At 63.0% G+C, this 15275-nt stretch carries 14 protein-coding genes; 8 read left to right on the top strand and 6 right to left on the bottom strand.

Features of this window, described 5'->3' with window-relative positions:
* Positions 1-84 precede the first annotated feature (84 nt).
* The 3 genes from SKZ59_RS11500 to SKZ59_RS11510 form a co-directional block, all read right to left on the bottom strand.
* Complete coding sequence (locus SKZ59_RS11500) at positions 85-1473, bottom strand: SEL1-like repeat protein (protein ID WP_319991811.1); 1389 nt, start codon at positions 1471-1473, stop codon at positions 85-87.
* Between the two features lie 176 nt (positions 1474-1649).
* Positions 1650-2279 carry a PolC-type DNA polymerase III gene (locus SKZ59_RS11505; protein ID WP_170846245.1) on the bottom strand — a complete coding sequence of 210 codons (630 nt, stop codon included), beginning with the start codon at positions 2277-2279 and terminating at the stop codon, positions 1650-1652.
* A gap of 38 nt (positions 2280-2317) precedes the next feature.
* Positions 2318-3568, bottom strand: coding sequence for an Hsp70 family protein (locus SKZ59_RS11510; RefSeq protein WP_034751092.1), 1251 nt, complete (start codon positions 3566-3568; stop codon positions 2318-2320).
* A 179-nt stretch (positions 3569-3747) separates the two neighbouring features.
* Between SKZ59_RS11510 and SKZ59_RS11515 the strand changes: the two genes are divergently transcribed.
* Entirely contained in the window at positions 3748-5808 is a 2061-nt protein-coding gene (locus tag SKZ59_RS11515) for an Ig-like domain-containing protein (protein WP_319991812.1), read from the top strand.
* A gap of 238 nt (positions 5809-6046) precedes the next feature.
* On the top strand, positions 6047-7072 hold the full coding sequence (locus SKZ59_RS11520; RefSeq protein ID WP_319991813.1) for a LacI family DNA-binding transcriptional regulator: 1026 nt from the start codon (positions 6047-6049) through the stop codon (positions 7070-7072).
* A 167-nt stretch (positions 7073-7239) separates the two neighbouring features.
* On the opposite strand, the gene SKZ59_RS11525 is transcribed toward SKZ59_RS11520, so the two are convergent.
* Complete coding sequence (locus SKZ59_RS11525; protein WP_034751100.1) at positions 7240-7659, bottom strand: YidB family protein; 420 nt, start codon at positions 7657-7659, stop codon at positions 7240-7242.
* Positions 7660-7917: 258 nt separating this feature from the next.
* On the opposite strand from SKZ59_RS11525, the gene SKZ59_RS11530 reads away from it, so the two are divergent.
* The 4 genes from SKZ59_RS11530 to SKZ59_RS11545 all read left to right on the top strand — a co-directional run bounded on the left by SKZ59_RS11530 (position 7918) and on the right by SKZ59_RS11545 (position 11985).
* Positions 7918-8130, top strand: coding sequence for a hypothetical protein (locus tag SKZ59_RS11530; protein ID WP_034751103.1), 213 nt, complete (start codon positions 7918-7920; stop codon positions 8128-8130).
* A 109-nt stretch (positions 8131-8239) separates the two neighbouring features.
* Positions 8240-8947: a hypothetical protein gene (locus SKZ59_RS11535; RefSeq protein ID WP_319991814.1), complete on the top strand. Its 708-nt coding sequence runs from the start codon at positions 8240-8242 to the stop codon at positions 8945-8947.
* An 87-nt stretch (positions 8948-9034) separates the two neighbouring features.
* On the top strand, positions 9035-9508 hold the full coding sequence (locus tag SKZ59_RS11540) for a DUF6328 family protein (RefSeq protein WP_070301903.1): 474 nt from the start codon (positions 9035-9037) through the stop codon (positions 9506-9508).
* A gap of 266 nt (positions 9509-9774) precedes the next feature.
* Positions 9775-11985: a hypothetical protein gene (locus SKZ59_RS11545; RefSeq protein WP_319991815.1), complete on the top strand. Its 2211-nt coding sequence runs from the start codon at positions 9775-9777 to the stop codon at positions 11983-11985.
* A gap of 92 nt (positions 11986-12077) precedes the next feature.
* On the opposite strand, the gene SKZ59_RS11550 is transcribed toward SKZ59_RS11545, so the two are convergent.
* Both SKZ59_RS11550 and SKZ59_RS11555 read right to left on the bottom strand, forming a co-directional pair.
* Positions 12078-12542 (bottom strand): DUF421 domain-containing protein, encoded by a 465-nt coding sequence (locus SKZ59_RS11550; RefSeq protein ID WP_219329405.1) that lies wholly within the window; start codon positions 12540-12542, stop codon positions 12078-12080.
* A gap of 30 nt (positions 12543-12572) precedes the next feature.
* Complete coding sequence (locus SKZ59_RS11555; RefSeq protein WP_072453763.1) at positions 12573-13496, bottom strand: LysR family transcriptional regulator; 924 nt, start codon at positions 13494-13496, stop codon at positions 12573-12575.
* Between the two features lie 101 nt (positions 13497-13597).
* Here SKZ59_RS11555 and SKZ59_RS11560 point away from each other — a divergent pair, with 101 nt between their 5' ends.
* Positions 13598-14614 (top strand): aldo/keto reductase, encoded by a 1017-nt coding sequence (locus tag SKZ59_RS11560; protein ID WP_219329407.1) that lies wholly within the window; start codon positions 13598-13600, stop codon positions 14612-14614.
* Positions 14615-14635: 21 nt separating this feature from the next.
* The gene (locus SKZ59_RS11565; RefSeq protein ID WP_034751123.1) at positions 14636-15052 is read left to right on the top strand and encodes an SRPBCC family protein; all 417 of its coding nucleotides are present in this window, start codon (positions 14636-14638) and stop codon (positions 15050-15052) included.
* Positions 15053-15275 lie beyond the last annotated feature (223 nt).

Below are 15275 nucleotides of genomic sequence, written 5' to 3' on the forward strand. Positions count from 1 at the left end.
CCGAAAAACCGTGCCGCCATGGCGACATGCCTGCCGGCAATTATCGCATGCGGCACGCGTCCATGCGCGCACGGCGGCGGCGCTTCAGTCAGGCGGCTGCAGCGGCGGAAAGCGCACCTGGTGCCGTTGCCGCATGCGCTGCTGCGCCTCTTGCATCTGTGCCGGTTCCAGCCTGGTGGCAGCCGCTTCCCTGGCCCTGGCCGCCCCGCTATCACCGCCCTCGGCCGCCAGCGCCAGCCACATGTAGCCGCAGACGGGGTCCTTTTCCACGCCGCGCCCGCTGTTGTACATGCCGCCCAGGTTGTACTGGGCCAGCGCATGGCCCTGGCCAGCTGCGCGCGCATACCATAGCACGGCCTGGCCATCGTCTTGCTGTACGCCATGGCCGTTCGCATACATGACACCGAGGTTGTTTTGCGCGCTGGCATCGCCTTGATCGGCCGCCGTGCGGTACCAGCGCACGGCGCACACCTCGTCGCGCTCCACGCCCTGGCCATTCGCATACATCACGCCCAGGTTGAACTGCGCATTCGACGCGCCCTGGGCCGCCGCCCGGGCATACCAGTCGAGCGCCAGGCGCAAATCGCGGATGACGCCGCGCCCGCCCGCAAACATGCCGCCCAGATTGTATTGCGCCGTGCAATGGCCTTGCAGGGCAGCGCGCCGGTACCAGGCGACGGCGCGCGCCTCGTCCTTGTCCACGCCCTGGCCGCGCGCCAGCATCAGGCCCAGGTTGAACTGGGCGTCGGCGTCGTCCTGCTCGGCCGCCCGCTGCAGCCAGGCATAAGCGCGCAGCTGGTCGGGCGCCACGCCCAGGCCTTCCGCATACGCCACGCCAAGTTGCCGCTGCGCCACGGCCAGCCCCTGTGCCGCGGCCTGGCGGAACCAGGCCAGCGCCTGCGCATCGCTCTGCACCACGCCCTGCCCCCGTTTGTAGACGAGCCCCAGATTCAGCTGTGCCTGCGCATCGCCTTGCAAGGCCGCCTTGCAGAACCACGCCAGGGCCAGCGCATCGTTCTTTTTCGCGCCCAGACCCTGGGCATAGGCTTCGCCCAGCAGAGATTGCGCGCTGGCCACGCCCTGCTCGGAAGCGCGGTAAAACCACGCCAGGGCCAGCTCGTCGCTCTGCAGCACACCGCGTCCCTTGCGGTACATCTGCCCCAGGTTTTGCTGGGCCGAGGCATCGCCCTGGGCGGCGGCGCGGCGAAACCACAGCACGGCGTCGGCATCGCTCTGCGCCACGCCGCGGCCGTGGTAATACATGGCGCCCAGGTGGTTCTGCGCGAACGCCAGCCCTTGCAGCGCTGCCAGGCGTAGCCAGACAAAGGCACGCGCGTCGTCCTGCGCCACGCCTTCGCCCTTCTTGTACATCAATCCCAGGTTGAACTGGGCGTAGGCATTGCCCTGCTCGGCAGCCGTGCGGAACCAGATATACGCCTGGTGGCTATCTCTGGCAGTATGGTCCTTGTCCATGTGCGCCCCCATCCACATCGCGCTTGCCGGCAGCACGCGCAAAACGGCGGCCCAGGGCGGCGAAATCGTGTGTTGCTTAAATTTTAAATTCGCTGCGGGGGAAGGACTTGAGCAGGCTCAATAGAAATAACAAAATTATATCGTTTTGATGAGCCCGCTTAGAGGGGAAACGGCGCTCAGCGGCGCGATGGATGCTTTTGCAGGAATTGCGGCACCTTGGCGGCGGCCAGCTTGTTCAGCGACACGAGCAAGTCGGCGTCGACATCGGCGATGCCATAGCTGCTGCGCAAATGGCGGCCGATATGGATCAGCACTTGCGCCGCCACTTCCGCATCGGACTCGGCCCTGTGGGCGGCGCTCTTGAAGGCGATGCCCAGCTGGCTCGACAGCAAGCCCAGCTTGTAGCTGGCCATGCCGGGAAACACGCGGCGCGACAGTTTCAAGGAACACACGAGCGACTGGTGCGCCGGTGTCAGGTTCAGCCTGGCGCTTTCCGCGCGCAGGAATTTTTCATCGAAGCTGGCATTGTGCGCCGACAAGGCATCGCTGCCGATGAAGTCCAGCAATTGCGGCACCACCTCGGCCACGGGCGGTGCCTTGTCGACCATCGCCTGCGTTATGCCCGTCAAGCCCGTGATGAACGAGGGAATGCGCGCATTGCAGTTGATCAGGGTCACGTAACGGTCCGTGATCCGCCCGCCCTCGATGCGCAGCGCCGCCACTTCCGTGATGCGGTCGCCCATGTCGGGCGACAGTCCGGTCGTCTCGAAGTCGATCATGACGATCGGTTTGTCAAACACATTCATGAAGTCAGGCTCTTTCTGCGATGCTGCGGTGGACCAGCTTAGCCGAACTTGCGCACGGCGTCCAGCGCGAGACCGGCACCAATACTGCCGAACAAATCGCCTTCGACCTTGCGGGCGGCCGGCACCAGGGCCGCGATCTTTTCGCGCAGCAGGCGCACGCCGCTGGAGCCGCCCGTGAAGAACACGGTGTCGACGGCTTCCGGCGCCACGCCCGCGTCGCGCAGCAGACGCAGCACGGTGTCTTCCACGGAACCGCACAGGTGGCCGATGGCTTCGTCGAACTGCGTGCGTTTGAGCAACAGGCTTTGCGCGGGCGACAAGCGGTCCAGTTCGAGCTGCACTTCGGCCGCGTCGGACAGGGCGATCTTGCCCTCTTCCACTTTCATGGCCAGCCAGTGGCCGGCGCGCTCGTCAATCAGTTTTTGCAGACGCCCCATCTTGTCTTGCTCGCGCGCATCGCGGCACACGTCGGCCAGTTGCACCCAGATCTTCTTCGTGTACGCCAGATTGATCGTGTGCCACGTCGCCAGGTTGAAATAATAGCTGGAAGGCACTTCGCTATTGTTGTGCAGGCGGCTGCCATAGCCGAGCAGAGGCATGACGGACGACAAGCTCAGGTATTTATCGAAATCCGTGCCACCGATGTGCACGCCGCCCGTGGCGAGGATGTCGTCACGGCGCTCGGCCTTTTTCGCCCGGTCCGGCGACAAACGCACCAGTGAAAAGTCGGACGTACCGCCGCCGATGTCGGCGATCAGCACCAGCTCTTCCTTGGCTATCTGCGACTCGTAGTCGAACGCTGCGGCAATCGGCTCGAACTGGAAGGCGACATCCTTGAAGCCGACGGAGCGCGCCACTTCGGCCAGCGTGTCCTGCGCCAACTGGTCCGCTTGCGCATTGTCGTCGATAAAGAAGACGGGGCGGCCGAACACGGCGGACGAGAATTCGCGGCCGGCGGACTGCTCGGCGCGACGTTTCACTTCGCCAATGAATTGCGCGAGCAACATGCGAAATGGCAGGGCGCGGCCGCCGACTTCCGTCTGGCCATCGATGAGACTGGTACCCAGCAAGCTTTTCAGCGAGCGCATCAAGCGTCCTTCGTAACCAGCCAGATAGCCGGCCAGCGCCGCGCGGCCAAAACTGACTTCCTCGTCTTCCGCATTGAAGAAGACGACGGACGGTAAGGTCGTCTTGCCATCTTCCAGGCCGAGCATGGTGCTCTGCCCTGGACGTGCCCAGCCTACCGTGGAATTTGACGTGCCGAAATCGACGCCGCAAGCATTGGCCATGTCGACCCTTCCCTGAATAAAGGGGCGTTATGTTATCAGAAGGCAGGCTTTTGCACCAGCAAAACCCGTTCAGCCCGGTCAACAGCATAAGCTTGCTTTGCATCAAGTACCGGCCGCACGCAACAGATACTCTTGGGAAATTAACGCCGAGCAACTCGGCCAGCCCCCGGAGACCCATCGTGCCCCATGCTCCCCTGCGCCACCTGCCCGCTGCTGTGCTGGCCACCTTTCTCGTTTCCCTGGCCGGCTGCGGCGGCGGTTCGGCCGACACCCAGGCCGGCGCCGGTTGCGGGCTGCACAGCACGGCAGGCTGCGGCGGCAGTCCGCCGCCGGTGGTCAATCCGCCCGTCACCCCGCCGGTCACCCCACCCGTGACGCCTCCCCTGATTCCGCCCGAGCCGGCCAGCCTGGCCAGCGCCGTCAACCTCGTGTTTTCCAGTACGGAACTGGCCTCGGCGGGCCTGGCCGGCGGCGAGGTGGCCGTCACGGCCCTCGTCAAGGATGGCGCCAATCTCGCCTTGCCCAACGCAAAGATTTCCTTTGCTACCGATTCCGGCATCCTCGGCAGCGTCGACGCCGTGACGGACAAGAATGGCCAGGCGCGCGCCCTGCTGGGCACGGGAGGCGCCAACAGCAACCGCAGCATTACCGTGACAGCCAATGTGGGCATGCGCAGCGGCAAGGGCACGGTGGCGGTCACGGGCAGCACCGTGCAGCTGCTGGTGCCGGCCGCCCTGATGCTGGGCCAGGGCGCCGACCTCACCGTCACCGTGCGCGACTCGGCGCGCAAACCCGTGGCCGGCGCCGCCATCGCCTACAGTACGGGCGCCGGCAACAGCGTACGTGTCAAGGATGGCGGCGCAGCGCTCAGCAATGCACAAGGCCAGCTGGTGCTGCGCTTGACGGCAAGCAGCCTGGGCAAGGACGCCGTGTCCGTCAATGCGCTGGGCGCCGCCGCCACGCAAGCGTATGCCGTGGCGGGCAGCGACCTGCGCCTGAGCCCGGCCGTGAGCCAGGATGCCAGCGGCGCGGACGTGCTGGCGGAAGTGGCCACCCTGGCATGCCAGCCCATCGACGCGCGCTATGACAAGGCGGGCGTGGCGCAGTCCGGCAGCGCCAGCCTGTCGACCTCGCGCGGCAACCTGTTTGCGGACAGCGCCTGCAGCCAGGCCTTGCCCGCCAGCTTGATGTTCAGCAATGGCAACTTGCCGCGCAGCTATGTGCAGTCGGCCAACGCGGGCGTGGCCACCATCACGGCGGCCGTGGCCGGTGGCCCCTCGGCGCAGACGCGGCTGGAATTCGTCGCGCCATTGAGCCCTGCCAGCAAGCTGGCCGTGCAAGCGGATCCGGCCGTGCTGCGCGCGAATACGACGGCATCAGCCGACAACGCCAACACCAGTATGAGCACCATCGGCGCCGTGGTGCGCGATGGCGCGGCCAACAACCTGGTCAAGAACGCGCCCGTGCTGTTTACCATCTTGAGCGACCCCAGCGGCGGCTACCTGCGGCAAGCGGGCCGCGTACTGACGGGCAGCGACGGCCTGGCGCGCGCCGAGTACGTGGCGGGACCGGCCGACAGCGGCCGCGACGGTGTGCTGATCCAGGCCCGCATCGAGGGCGCTGCGCAAGCGGCGACGACGGCCCTCGTGCGCCTGACGGTGGCGCGGCAAGCGCTGTCGATCAAGCTGGGCACGGGCAGCCTGCTGCGCGAGTATTCGGCCAGCGTGCTGCAGAAGGACTTTGCCGTGTTCGTGTCCGACAGCGCCGGCAACGCCGTGCCCGGCGTCGCCATCACGGCCGCCGCCTGGCCCAGCCGCTATGCCAAGGGATACTATGTGTGGCAAGCGGACAAGCCCGAGTTCCCCGACACGGGCGTCTGGCGCCTGGCCCTGCCCCATTACAGCTGTGCCAACGAGGACGTCTTGCGCAATGGTATTTTTGACGCCGCCTACGATGGCAACGGCAATGGCGTGCTCGATCCGGGCATTCCCCTGACCGTCAGCGCAAGCGGCCTGAGCGACGCGCTGGGCATGGCCACCGTCACCATCAGCTATCCGCGCAACTTTGCTTCCTGGGTGCATGTCGCCTTGACCGTGCGGGGCACGGTCAGCGGCACGGAAGCGAGCGCCACGGCGGACTTGCCCTTACCCACCCTGGCCAGCGATTTCAGCGCCCGCCGCGTGGAGCCGCCGGGACGCCTCAGCCCCTATGGTAGCGGCCCCTGCGACAGTCCCGATTGAGGAGCAGGCATACCACTTGCCATTAAATCAAATTATTTGCAACATGGACAAGAAAACAGTCTTGCCACATGGAAATATTTTCGCTATGCTCATTTTTCCCGCCCAAGCCGCCACAAGCGGCCGGGCCTGCAGGAATACTTTGAGACAGGTTGCTTGCCAGACCACTATGCGAAAAAAGAATACTGTAGCCCGGACACCCATCACCACCACCCGCCCCGTATCCGGCGCCGGACGGCGCGTGACTTCATATGACGTGGCCCTGCTGGCCGGCGTGTCGCAATCGGCCGTGTCGCGCTGCTTCAAGCCGGGCGCCAGCGTCTCACCAGCCACCCACGCCAAGGTCATGCAGGCGGCCATCAGCCTCGACTACATCCCCAACGCGGCCGCCCGCAGCCTGATCACGCGGCGCTCGAACCTGGTGGCCGTTATCATTTCCAACCTGGCCAATCTGTACTATCCGCAAGTATTGTCCGACCTGAGCCAGCAAATCGCCCGCCAAGGCAAGCGTCTCTTGTTGTTTACCCTCGAGCGCGAAGCGGACATCGGCAAGGTCTTGTGCGACGTGTGGCAATACCAAGTCGATGGCGCCGTCGTGGCCGCCTGCCTGTCGGACGAGCAGATGGCCGAATTCGGCCGGCGCGACGTGCCGCTGGTGCTGTTCAACCGCAGCCCACGCGAACACGCCGTGCATGCCGTGCTGTGCGACCAGGCCGAAGCGGCGCGCCTGCTCGTCTCGCGCCTGGCCGAGGCGGGCCACCGCCAGTTCGCCATCATCGACGGCCCCGGCGACTCGGCCGTCGCGCAGGAACGCAAGGCCGGCATGCTCGACCGTTTGCTGACCCTGGGCTTGCCCGCGCCCATCGTCGTCAGCGGCAACTACGATTACGCCAGCGGCGGACGCGGCTTGCGCAAAGTCATCGACCGCCTGGGCCGCGTGCCGGACGCCGTCATTTGCGGCAACGACATCATGGCCATCGGCTGCCTGGACACGGCGCGCCACCAGATGGGCATCGAGGTGCCGCTGCAGATGTCGGTGGCCGGGTTCGACGCGCTGGAAGCATCAGGCTGGCTCAGCTACGACATCACCACCCTGCGCCAGCCCGTGCAAAAGATGGCCACCGATGCCGTCGCCATGCTGGGCGAACTGATGGAACGGCGCGGCGGCATCGCCGAGCGGCGCCGCTATTGCTCGTATCTGGTCGAGGGAAGTACGGCGAGGCTGACTGGAGCACAGCCATATTTCGGCATGATGGCCGCCGCCTGAAAAACGCCCGTGGCGTTGTTGCCTGCCCCTCGCCGTACTATTCGTACTGTCTTCGGGGCCGCGCCTAGCCACAGGCGTTTTTCAGACGCTCGCACTTCTCTGCCAAAAACCTTGCACATAAAAAAACCTCGCATTGCTGCGAGGTTTTTCATTTCAAGGCCAGGGAATCAACCGAAGATCTTGCCCTTGAGCATATTCAAACCCTGGCTGACGAGGTCATTGCCTTCCGGTACCTGACCATCAGGGGTCAGTTTGTCGATCAGCTGGGGCAGCAAGGCTGCCAGGCCGCCCGAAGCCGCGTCCGGTGCGACGCCCGCTTTTTCCGCGATCTGGGTGATCGTGTCGCTACCGAGCGCATCCTTAATTTGTTCGCCGGAGACAGGCGCATTGGCACCCGTGCCGATCCAGCTGGCCACCTGGTCACCCAGGCCGCTTTCCTGGAATTTCTGCAGCAGGCCGGGCAAGCCGCCATGCTGGTTGACCAGGTCCATCACACTGGCCATCAATCCCGATGGGGCTTCCCCGTCAGCACTTTTGTTGCCCAAAGCGCTCATCGCCTGTCCTGCAAGTTGATCTAGCAAACTCATCGTATTCTCCTGAACGCTATCGATTGGTGCCGCGTGACTGCGGCTTCGGTATGGCGCAGACCATTCTGCGCCATGGAAATCATTATACTATGAATAATAAAAATGCTATAATTACAATCTTGAGGCGAACGCACAGATCGCCTCACTGTCGAGGCATCCACCTCCATCATATTTAGTTCGGCCCAACTTGCAAGCGTAAATTGACAGTTTGCAAAAACGTGTAGAATTAATTTTCCATTTACTGAGGAGTATCAACACATGAACATCAATAAAGCGGTAGACAAGGCTTACGAAAAAAAGACCTTCAAGGAAATCGCTGATGCGCCCGTCGATGCGCTGCAAGGCGTGAGCGAAAAGGATGCGGAACTGCTCAAGCAAGCGTTCAATATCAAGACCGTGCGCGATCTGGCGAACCTGAAATACTCGAAGTGGGCGCGCGCCATCGTCACCCTGGCCGATACGGAAGAATAAACCGGGCCATGCCGCAGGCATTCCCGTCAGCACAGCCCGCCCCAGTCGGCGGGTTTTTTCATTCCGGCCTATTACCGGCTGGCAAGCCGATAGCCGCGCGGAGTCGCCGTTGACTACGCCGCTGACCCTGCCCGGCATCTGCTGGCCCCTGCAAGCGAGCACGGGCCACCTTGCCGTCACCACGCAGCACATCACGGGCCACTTTCGCGCCGGCGCGGGCGAAGATGCCATCATCGTGTGCGATCTGCTGGCAGCCGGGAAGTTCCGCAATGGCGCGGCGCGCCACTGGTGCCGCACGCACCAATGCTACTGGGGCACGCAGGCCGACATGGCCGACTGGCAGGCAACGCGGCAGATGCGTTGCCGCCAGCACGCCAGCCCCATGGGCTACGTGCTGTATCCGGCACTGTTCGACCCCAGCCAGTTTCACGCCACGACCTTGCGCCCGGGCCCCGATGGCGTGCTGCAACTGCGCGCCAAGGCCGATGACGGCGGCGCCCTGCTGGCGCGCGATGCGGCCGCGCTGGCCATCGACTGCCGCGCCCTGCCCGGCCTGTTCCCGCCCGACGTCGTGCAGCTGAACATCACGCCGCCCGCCGCGCAAGCGTTCACCGCCGCCTTGCAGGCAGGCATGCCGCTGGACTGCAGCGACTGCGCCCGCTGCGGCCATCCGCACCTGGACCTGGGCAGCTTCGCGCTGGCGCCGCACCGGCGCCACAGCTGCGGCCATTGCGGCCACGATGCCTCGCACAGCGCCACGGCCATCGTCTCGACGCCCCTGTGGCGGCTGCGCCAACGCTACGCGCAATGGTTCTGACGCAATGCGTCTGATGGTGCGCCCGCCCACAGTCAGGCAATGCACTGCCGAGTAGACTCGCTCCATCACCACCACGAGGACGGCACCATGCCACAAACGCAACACCAGGATGAAAATGGCCAACCGGGCGACGAAGGCGATTTGTCCGACCTGCTCAGCGAATTGCGCATCCTCTTGCCGGGCGCGCAGATGCTGACGGCCTTCCTCATCATCCTGCCCTTCAACGGCGGCTTCGCGAAGATCGTGCAGGCGGAAAAAGTCGTCTTCCTGCTGACGTTCTTCCTGTCCATGACGAGCCTGGTGCTGCTCAGCGCGCCGGCCATCCAGCACCGCGTCATGCGCCCCCTGCAAGACCGTGAGCGTTTCAAGCGCGTGGCCGACCGCATCATGATGTGCGGCGCCTTTTCCCTGGCGCTGGCGTTTATTCTGGGCACGAACCTGGTGATGTCGGAAGTGTTCGGCCACATCGCCGGCATCATCGCCGGCGTCCTGATGGGGTCACTCATCATTTGCATGTGGTGGTGGCTGCCCCTGCACCTGAAAAGCAGCAAGAAGATCTAAGCGCAGCGCCCAGCGCCCAGTCCGCGTCCGGCAACTATCGTAGGCATAGTCGCTTTCATATTCTACGTGTCAATATTTTCCATGGGGTCAGAAATTCCTTGCGCCGTCCGTCTCCGAGTGACATCAGAGCGATTCCCCCGTCCTGGCCATCTGCATGGCTGCCGTCATGCAAATACAGCTTGCGCACCTCGACGCCAAGATTAGTATGAATGCAATATTTTGTCTTTGTACAACTAGTATCGACCCCGCATTGAAAGGATGACAACTTGGATCCCGACCTCGACCTCCTCAAGAAGCAGATTGAATTGATGGCCTTGCACGCGCAATCGAGCATGGACCCCGCGCAAGCAAGGGCTTTCGAGGCAGCGACATGGAAAATGCAGGCGGAGTATGAAGGTGCAAAACGCATCCTGGCCGACAAGAACGCCAGCGCGGAAGCCAAGAAATATGCAAAGGACGTCACGGACGCCATCAACAAGAACTTGCCCAACATGGTCAAGGGCGTGCTGTCCGCGGCGAGCGCCTTCAAGTCCGGCGACTATATCAATGGCAGCGCCGCCATCATGGATATCTGCGCCGCCGGCATGCAGCTGATCGGCAGCCTGTCAGCCGGCGCCGGTCCGTACGGCGCGATATTCGGCGCCCTGTTCAGCATTGTCGGTCAACTGCTCACCTATTTCGGGCCAAAGCAACCTTCTCTCAAGGATCAGATCATTGAGGCAATGAAAGGGTTGAACGCGGATGAGAAACTGCGTGAGGTCAAGGCCAATGGCAGTGCGGTTGATCAATATATGGCGACCATAGGCCGCATCAAACTGGATCTGTCCGAAATTCTGCCGACGCCCTTGAACACGGTGGAGAATCGGGTGAAGGTCCACAAATGTCTCGATAGTTGCATTATTTCAATAAATAATGCGTTTACCATTATTTCCGTTTTATACGACAAATGGATGACCGCCGAATGGCTGAAAGACGAAAAAACCCAGGACCTGGAGAAATGGCCGGAAATCCTCGGCGTTTTCTGCCGCACCTACGCCGATGCGTTGCTCGCCCATGTACTGCTGGAGTCCCTCGTCGACCATGAAATGGTGGGGCGGCAGCTGGAGCAGGCCTCGATTCGAAATCCGGACTACAAGAACACGCCGCACGAGTATGACGCGATCTACGACCGTTTGATACGGCTCGAAGCGGACATGGAGGCGCTGCCCAAGTTGTGGAACGACGGCAACACCCAGATGCTGGAATGCCTGAAGGCGATCGAACCGGTCGCCCGCGACCGGGGCCTGTTCGCTCACCTGGGCACCAACATGAGCAAGAACCTCTACGCCGCGACGGGAGGCAACGTCACGCGGACCGGCGAATGGAAGCCTTTTCAGATCGGCTATGGCAATCGTGGCCGCCGCTTCGCCTTGACGATGCCAAAGACAGAGGCGGGCTCGCTGAAGCCGCGCTATCACCTTTTCTTCTGCCAGCACTGGAGCGCGTCCGATAACGGCGACATGGAACACGGCTGGATGGATCCGACCACGATTGAAGTGTCGGACATGAAAGAAGTATCCGGTGATAAATTCCATGACGTCTGGGCGCTGCCGTCCCCCGACGACAGCCGCGCATCGTTCGTCTACACGGCGCGCAATGAAGGCAGGCAAGGCTCCATCAAGCTGCATCAATTGAATGACAGCGGAGAGTTGAAAGCCGGAAATTGGCAGCCGGCGACCAAGGCCGGCGTCGTCAACGTCCGCGCCATCACCCATCCACCCGCGACATTGCCCGATGACCCGGACGGGGCCGCCATGCTGCCGGCCCTCCTGCAAGGGACGGACCATTACAACTCCATCATGTACGGCGCCCTTGCCGCTTCCGGCGAGCTTTACGTCGACCAGTCAAATACCCGCTGCTACGTGCCAGCGCCGTGGGGCAGCTATACCGGTATCGATGTCGATCCCTACTATGTCTGGGTTTTCGGGCCGATGGGCCTGGCGTGCGCCACGCACGCCTCGGTCATCAGCTGTATACGCGGCATCATCAAATCGCCCAGATGGATCAGCCATATCCCCGAAGCGCTGATCGGCGACACGCATACCCATCCGGGCAAAACGTGGCGGGACAGGTACACCCAGGCGAGGATTCCCTACCCGCCGCTGATCGGCATACAATCGCTATCGCCGTGCAAGGATGGCACCCTGTTCGCCAGCATCACGACACGCACCGTTACAGCTGTACAACATGGTGGAGAAGTCGCCTACATCGCGACCGATACGCCAGCCCTGTATACGGCCCTCTACAGCATCAATATCAAGGATGGCAGCCTCAACGTGGGACCGTGGAGCAAGCTGCCCGGCGGCCCGCAGGCGCAACAAGTCCAGAAGATGGCCATCCCCTGCTGGTCGCTATTTGCAAGTTTGAAAGCACAGCTGGCCAAGACGCCTGTCATGGCCCCGCCTCCGCTGCGAACTGCCCGGCAGACCACGCTGTAAGCCTGCCCTGCCGCCATGGCTCGCCGTGGCGGCAGGAATCACAGAGACGGCAAGCGACGCATGGCGAAAGGAAACGCAGCATGGGCAAGCCGCTACCCCGCCTTTTGCAAAATGGTGATCTTGCCATCTGCCTCGAGGAACGCGCATTTCATGTCCGCCAACGGACAATCGGCCTCGCGCAGCGCCTGCTCGACATCGCCGCCGGCCACCCGGCATTTCTTGACGACATCCTCAAAAATCTGGCCGTCGCGCCCCAGCAGCACGGGCGTGCCATCGACCAGATCGGCGAACTTACGGCTGCGCGAACTCAGCCATGCGATCAGCATGTTGAGGCAGATCAAAGTCAACGCCAGTACCAAGCCGGCGGGAACGGATTCGTCGCCGCCGGACAGGGAATTCGATACCGCCTCGCTCAGCAGCATGACGACCAGCAAGTCGAACGGCGTGAATTGCCCCACCGTCCGCTTGCCCGTCATGCGCACCATCAGCAGCAAGGCAAGGTAGATGATGACGGCGCGCGCCACCAGTTCCCATACCGGCACATCCAGATCGAACATGGCAATCCTCCCCACAGATGATTGCCTTATTTATACGTCTTTTTGCTCCGGCATGGCCACACCGCTGGCCTGCTCCAGCAACGTTTCGCGGAAAATCCCCACCAGCGGACGCAAGTTGACCTTGTGCCAGGCCAGCCACAATGGCGTGCGGTAGCTGAACCACGGCAGTGCGCGCACGATCACGCCGGCCGGCGCGTGCTGGCGCAGGCTGTGCTGGATCATGGCCATGCCCAGCCCGGCCGCCACCAGGCCCAGCGCCGTCAGCGGTTCCGTTGCTTCCAGGCGGATATCGGGCGTAAAACCGGCGCGCGCGCAGGCGGCGATGAAGTTATCGTGTTTCAGCACGCTTTCCTTGTGCAGCACGGCAATCCATTCCTGGCCCGCCAGGTCCTCGGGCGTCAGCTCCGTCTTGTGCGCCAGCGGGTGCGTCTCCGGCAAGGCCAGCAGCATGGGGTCGCTCAGCACTTGCGCGCAATCGAGGTCGGGGTCGTTCGGCAGCGGCGGTTCGCACAACAGCGCGATATCGAGGCTGCGCTGGCGCAAGCCTTCGATCTGCTCGGCAGAATGCAGCTTGTACAGGGCGATGTGCACCTGTGGGCGCGTGGCGCGCAAGGCGCGCAAGCCATCGGGCAGGACGCCCGCATGCATGGCGTTCTCGATGTAGCCGATGCACAGGCCGCCCTCGTCGCCGCGTCCCAGGCGCTTGGCCAGCGCTTCCAGGCGATTCCCGTGCGTGATAAAAGCGCGCGCTTCGGCCAGGAAAGTATGGCCGTCGCGCGTCAGGCGGATGCGCTGCGCGCTGCGCTCGAACAGGGTCAGGCCCAGCCTGTCTTCAAGCTGGGCGATTTGCCGGCTCAGCGGCGATTGGGAAATATGCAGGCGCTCGGCGGCGCGCCCCACGTGTTCTTCCTCGGCGACGGCGATGAAGTATTGCAATTGGCGGATGTCCAGCATATCAGACCTTTAAGGACTCAAGTTGCGCTAATTATGTCTTGGACAGGCTTAACTTGTCCAGCTATTCTGTCTTCACTGATCCACACATTGAAGGAAACATCATGAGTATCAAACACTTACTGACAGGCAAACTGGGTTTCGGCACGGCGCCGCTGGGCAATATGTTCCGCAACATTCCTGAAGAGGAAGCGATGGCGACCGTCGACGCGGCCTGGGAATCGGGCATCCGCTATTTCGATACGGCCCCGTTCTACGGCGCCGGCCTGGCCGAGCTGCGCCTGGGCGCCGCCCTGAAACAGCGCCGCCGCGACGAATACGTACTGAGCACCAAGGTCGGCCGCCTGATCCTCGACGAACTGGAAGACCCGGCAAGCCGCGAACTGGGTGAAAAAGGCGGCTTGTTCGAATTTGGCCGCAAGAACAAAATCGTCGACGATTACTCGGCCGACGCCACCCTGCGCTCGATCGAAGACAGTTTGAAACGCCTGGATACGGACCACCTCGACATCGTCTGGGTACACGACATCGCCCAGGATTTCCACGGCGACAACTGGCTGGCGCAATTTGAAACGGCGCGCACAGGCGCCTTCCGCGTGCTGACCCGCTTGCGCGAAGAAGGCGTCATCAAGGCTTGGGGCGTGGGCGTGAACAAGGTGGAACCGCTGGAAATGACCCTGGACCTGGCCGAAGCCCAGCCCGACGCCTTCCTGCTGGCCGGCCGCTACACCCTGCTCGACCATGAACGGGCGCTGCAGCGATTGATGCCTGCCGCCGCGAAACAGAACGTCGACATCGTCGTCGGTGGACCCTACAGTTCGGGCATCCTGGCCGGTGGCGCGCATTTCGAATACCAGAAAGCCTCGCCCGAGATCATTGCAAAAGTGGAACGCATCAAGGCCATTGCCGCGCGCCACGGCGTCAGCGTGAAGGCGGCCGCCCTGCAATTCTCGCTGGCCAACCCGGCCGTGGCCGCCGTGATCCCCGGCGCCAGCCGTCCGCAACGCCTGGCCGAAGACCAGCAAGCATTGAACAGCGTCATCCCCGCCGCCTTCTGGCAAGAGATGCGCGCCGAGCAACTGGTGTCGCCATTCGCTCCCCTGCCAACCGGCAGCAACTAATATATATAAAGGAAGACCATCATGGCCCATACCACCACCTCGATCGACATCGCCGCCACGCCGGCGCAAGTGTGGCAACTGATTGGCGGCTTCAACTCGTTGCCCGACTGGCTGCCGTATATTCCCAGCAGCACGTTAAGCGACGGAGGCCGCATCCGCCACCTGGCCAACCCGGCCGGCGACGTCATCGTCGAGCAGTTGGAAGCGTACGACAATGCGGCGCGCAGCTACAGCTATTCCATCCTGCAGGCGCCGTTTCCCGCCACCGATTATCTGTCCACCCTGCAAGTGAGCGCGATTCCCGGCAGCGATGGCGCGCGGGTCAGCTGGTCGGGCCGCTTCACGCCCGTGGGCGTGAGCGAGCAGGAAGTGACGGAGCTGTTCCACGGCATCTACGTGGCGGGACTGGAAGCACTGCAGCAATCATTGACGAAGTAACAATCCGCGAAGACCATTTCCGCCACAGCCAGCTTTTCTTCGCCTGCCCTGTGGCGGAATCGCGCAGATTCCGTGTTATCGTTAACAACAAGAGCAAGCGTTATTGTGTGCAGTGCAGCATATTTCAGCCATCGCCCAGCAGAGCTTGCCCGAATCTTTTACAATGTTGTCTTTGGGCAGTTCCTATCGCCCGAAAATACCGGCCAGCCGACGACTCTGGTGG

Origin of the sequence: Janthinobacterium sp. GMG2 (assembly GCF_033949445.1) — a bacterium.
Classification (GTDB): domain Bacteria; phylum Pseudomonadota; class Gammaproteobacteria; order Burkholderiales; family Burkholderiaceae_D; genus Janthinobacterium; species Janthinobacterium aestuarii.

Excerpts from the sequence above, each read along its gene's own strand:
- SKZ59_RS11500 (WP_319991811.1), bottom strand. The coding sequence starts at position 1,473 with ATGGACAAGGACCATACTGCCAGAGATAGCCACCAGGCGTATATCTGG.
- SKZ59_RS11505 (WP_170846245.1), bottom strand. The coding sequence starts at position 2,279 with ATGAATGTGTTTGACAAACCGATCGTCATGATCGACTTCGAGACGACC.
- SKZ59_RS11510 (WP_034751092.1), bottom strand. The coding sequence starts at position 3,568 with ATGGCCAATGCTTGCGGCGTCGATTTCGGCACGTCAAATTCCACGGTA.
- SKZ59_RS11525 (WP_034751100.1), bottom strand. The coding sequence starts at position 7,659 with ATGAGTTTGCTAGATCAACTTGCAGGACAGGCGATGAGCGCTTTGGGC.
- SKZ59_RS11530 (WP_034751103.1), top strand. The coding sequence starts at position 7,918 with ATGAACATCAATAAAGCGGTAGACAAGGCTTACGAAAAAAAGACCTTC.
- SKZ59_RS11540 (WP_070301903.1), top strand. The coding sequence starts at position 9,035 with ATGCCACAAACGCAACACCAGGATGAAAATGGCCAACCGGGCGACGAA.
- SKZ59_RS11550 (WP_219329405.1), bottom strand. The coding sequence starts at position 12,542 with ATGTTCGATCTGGATGTGCCGGTATGGGAACTGGTGGCGCGCGCCGTC.
- SKZ59_RS11555 (WP_072453763.1), bottom strand. The coding sequence starts at position 13,496 with ATGCTGGACATCCGCCAATTGCAATACTTCATCGCCGTCGCCGAGGAA.
- SKZ59_RS11560 (WP_219329407.1), top strand. The coding sequence starts at position 13,598 with ATGAGTATCAAACACTTACTGACAGGCAAACTGGGTTTCGGCACGGCG.
- SKZ59_RS11565 (WP_034751123.1), top strand. The coding sequence starts at position 14,636 with ATGGCCCATACCACCACCTCGATCGACATCGCCGCCACGCCGGCGCAA.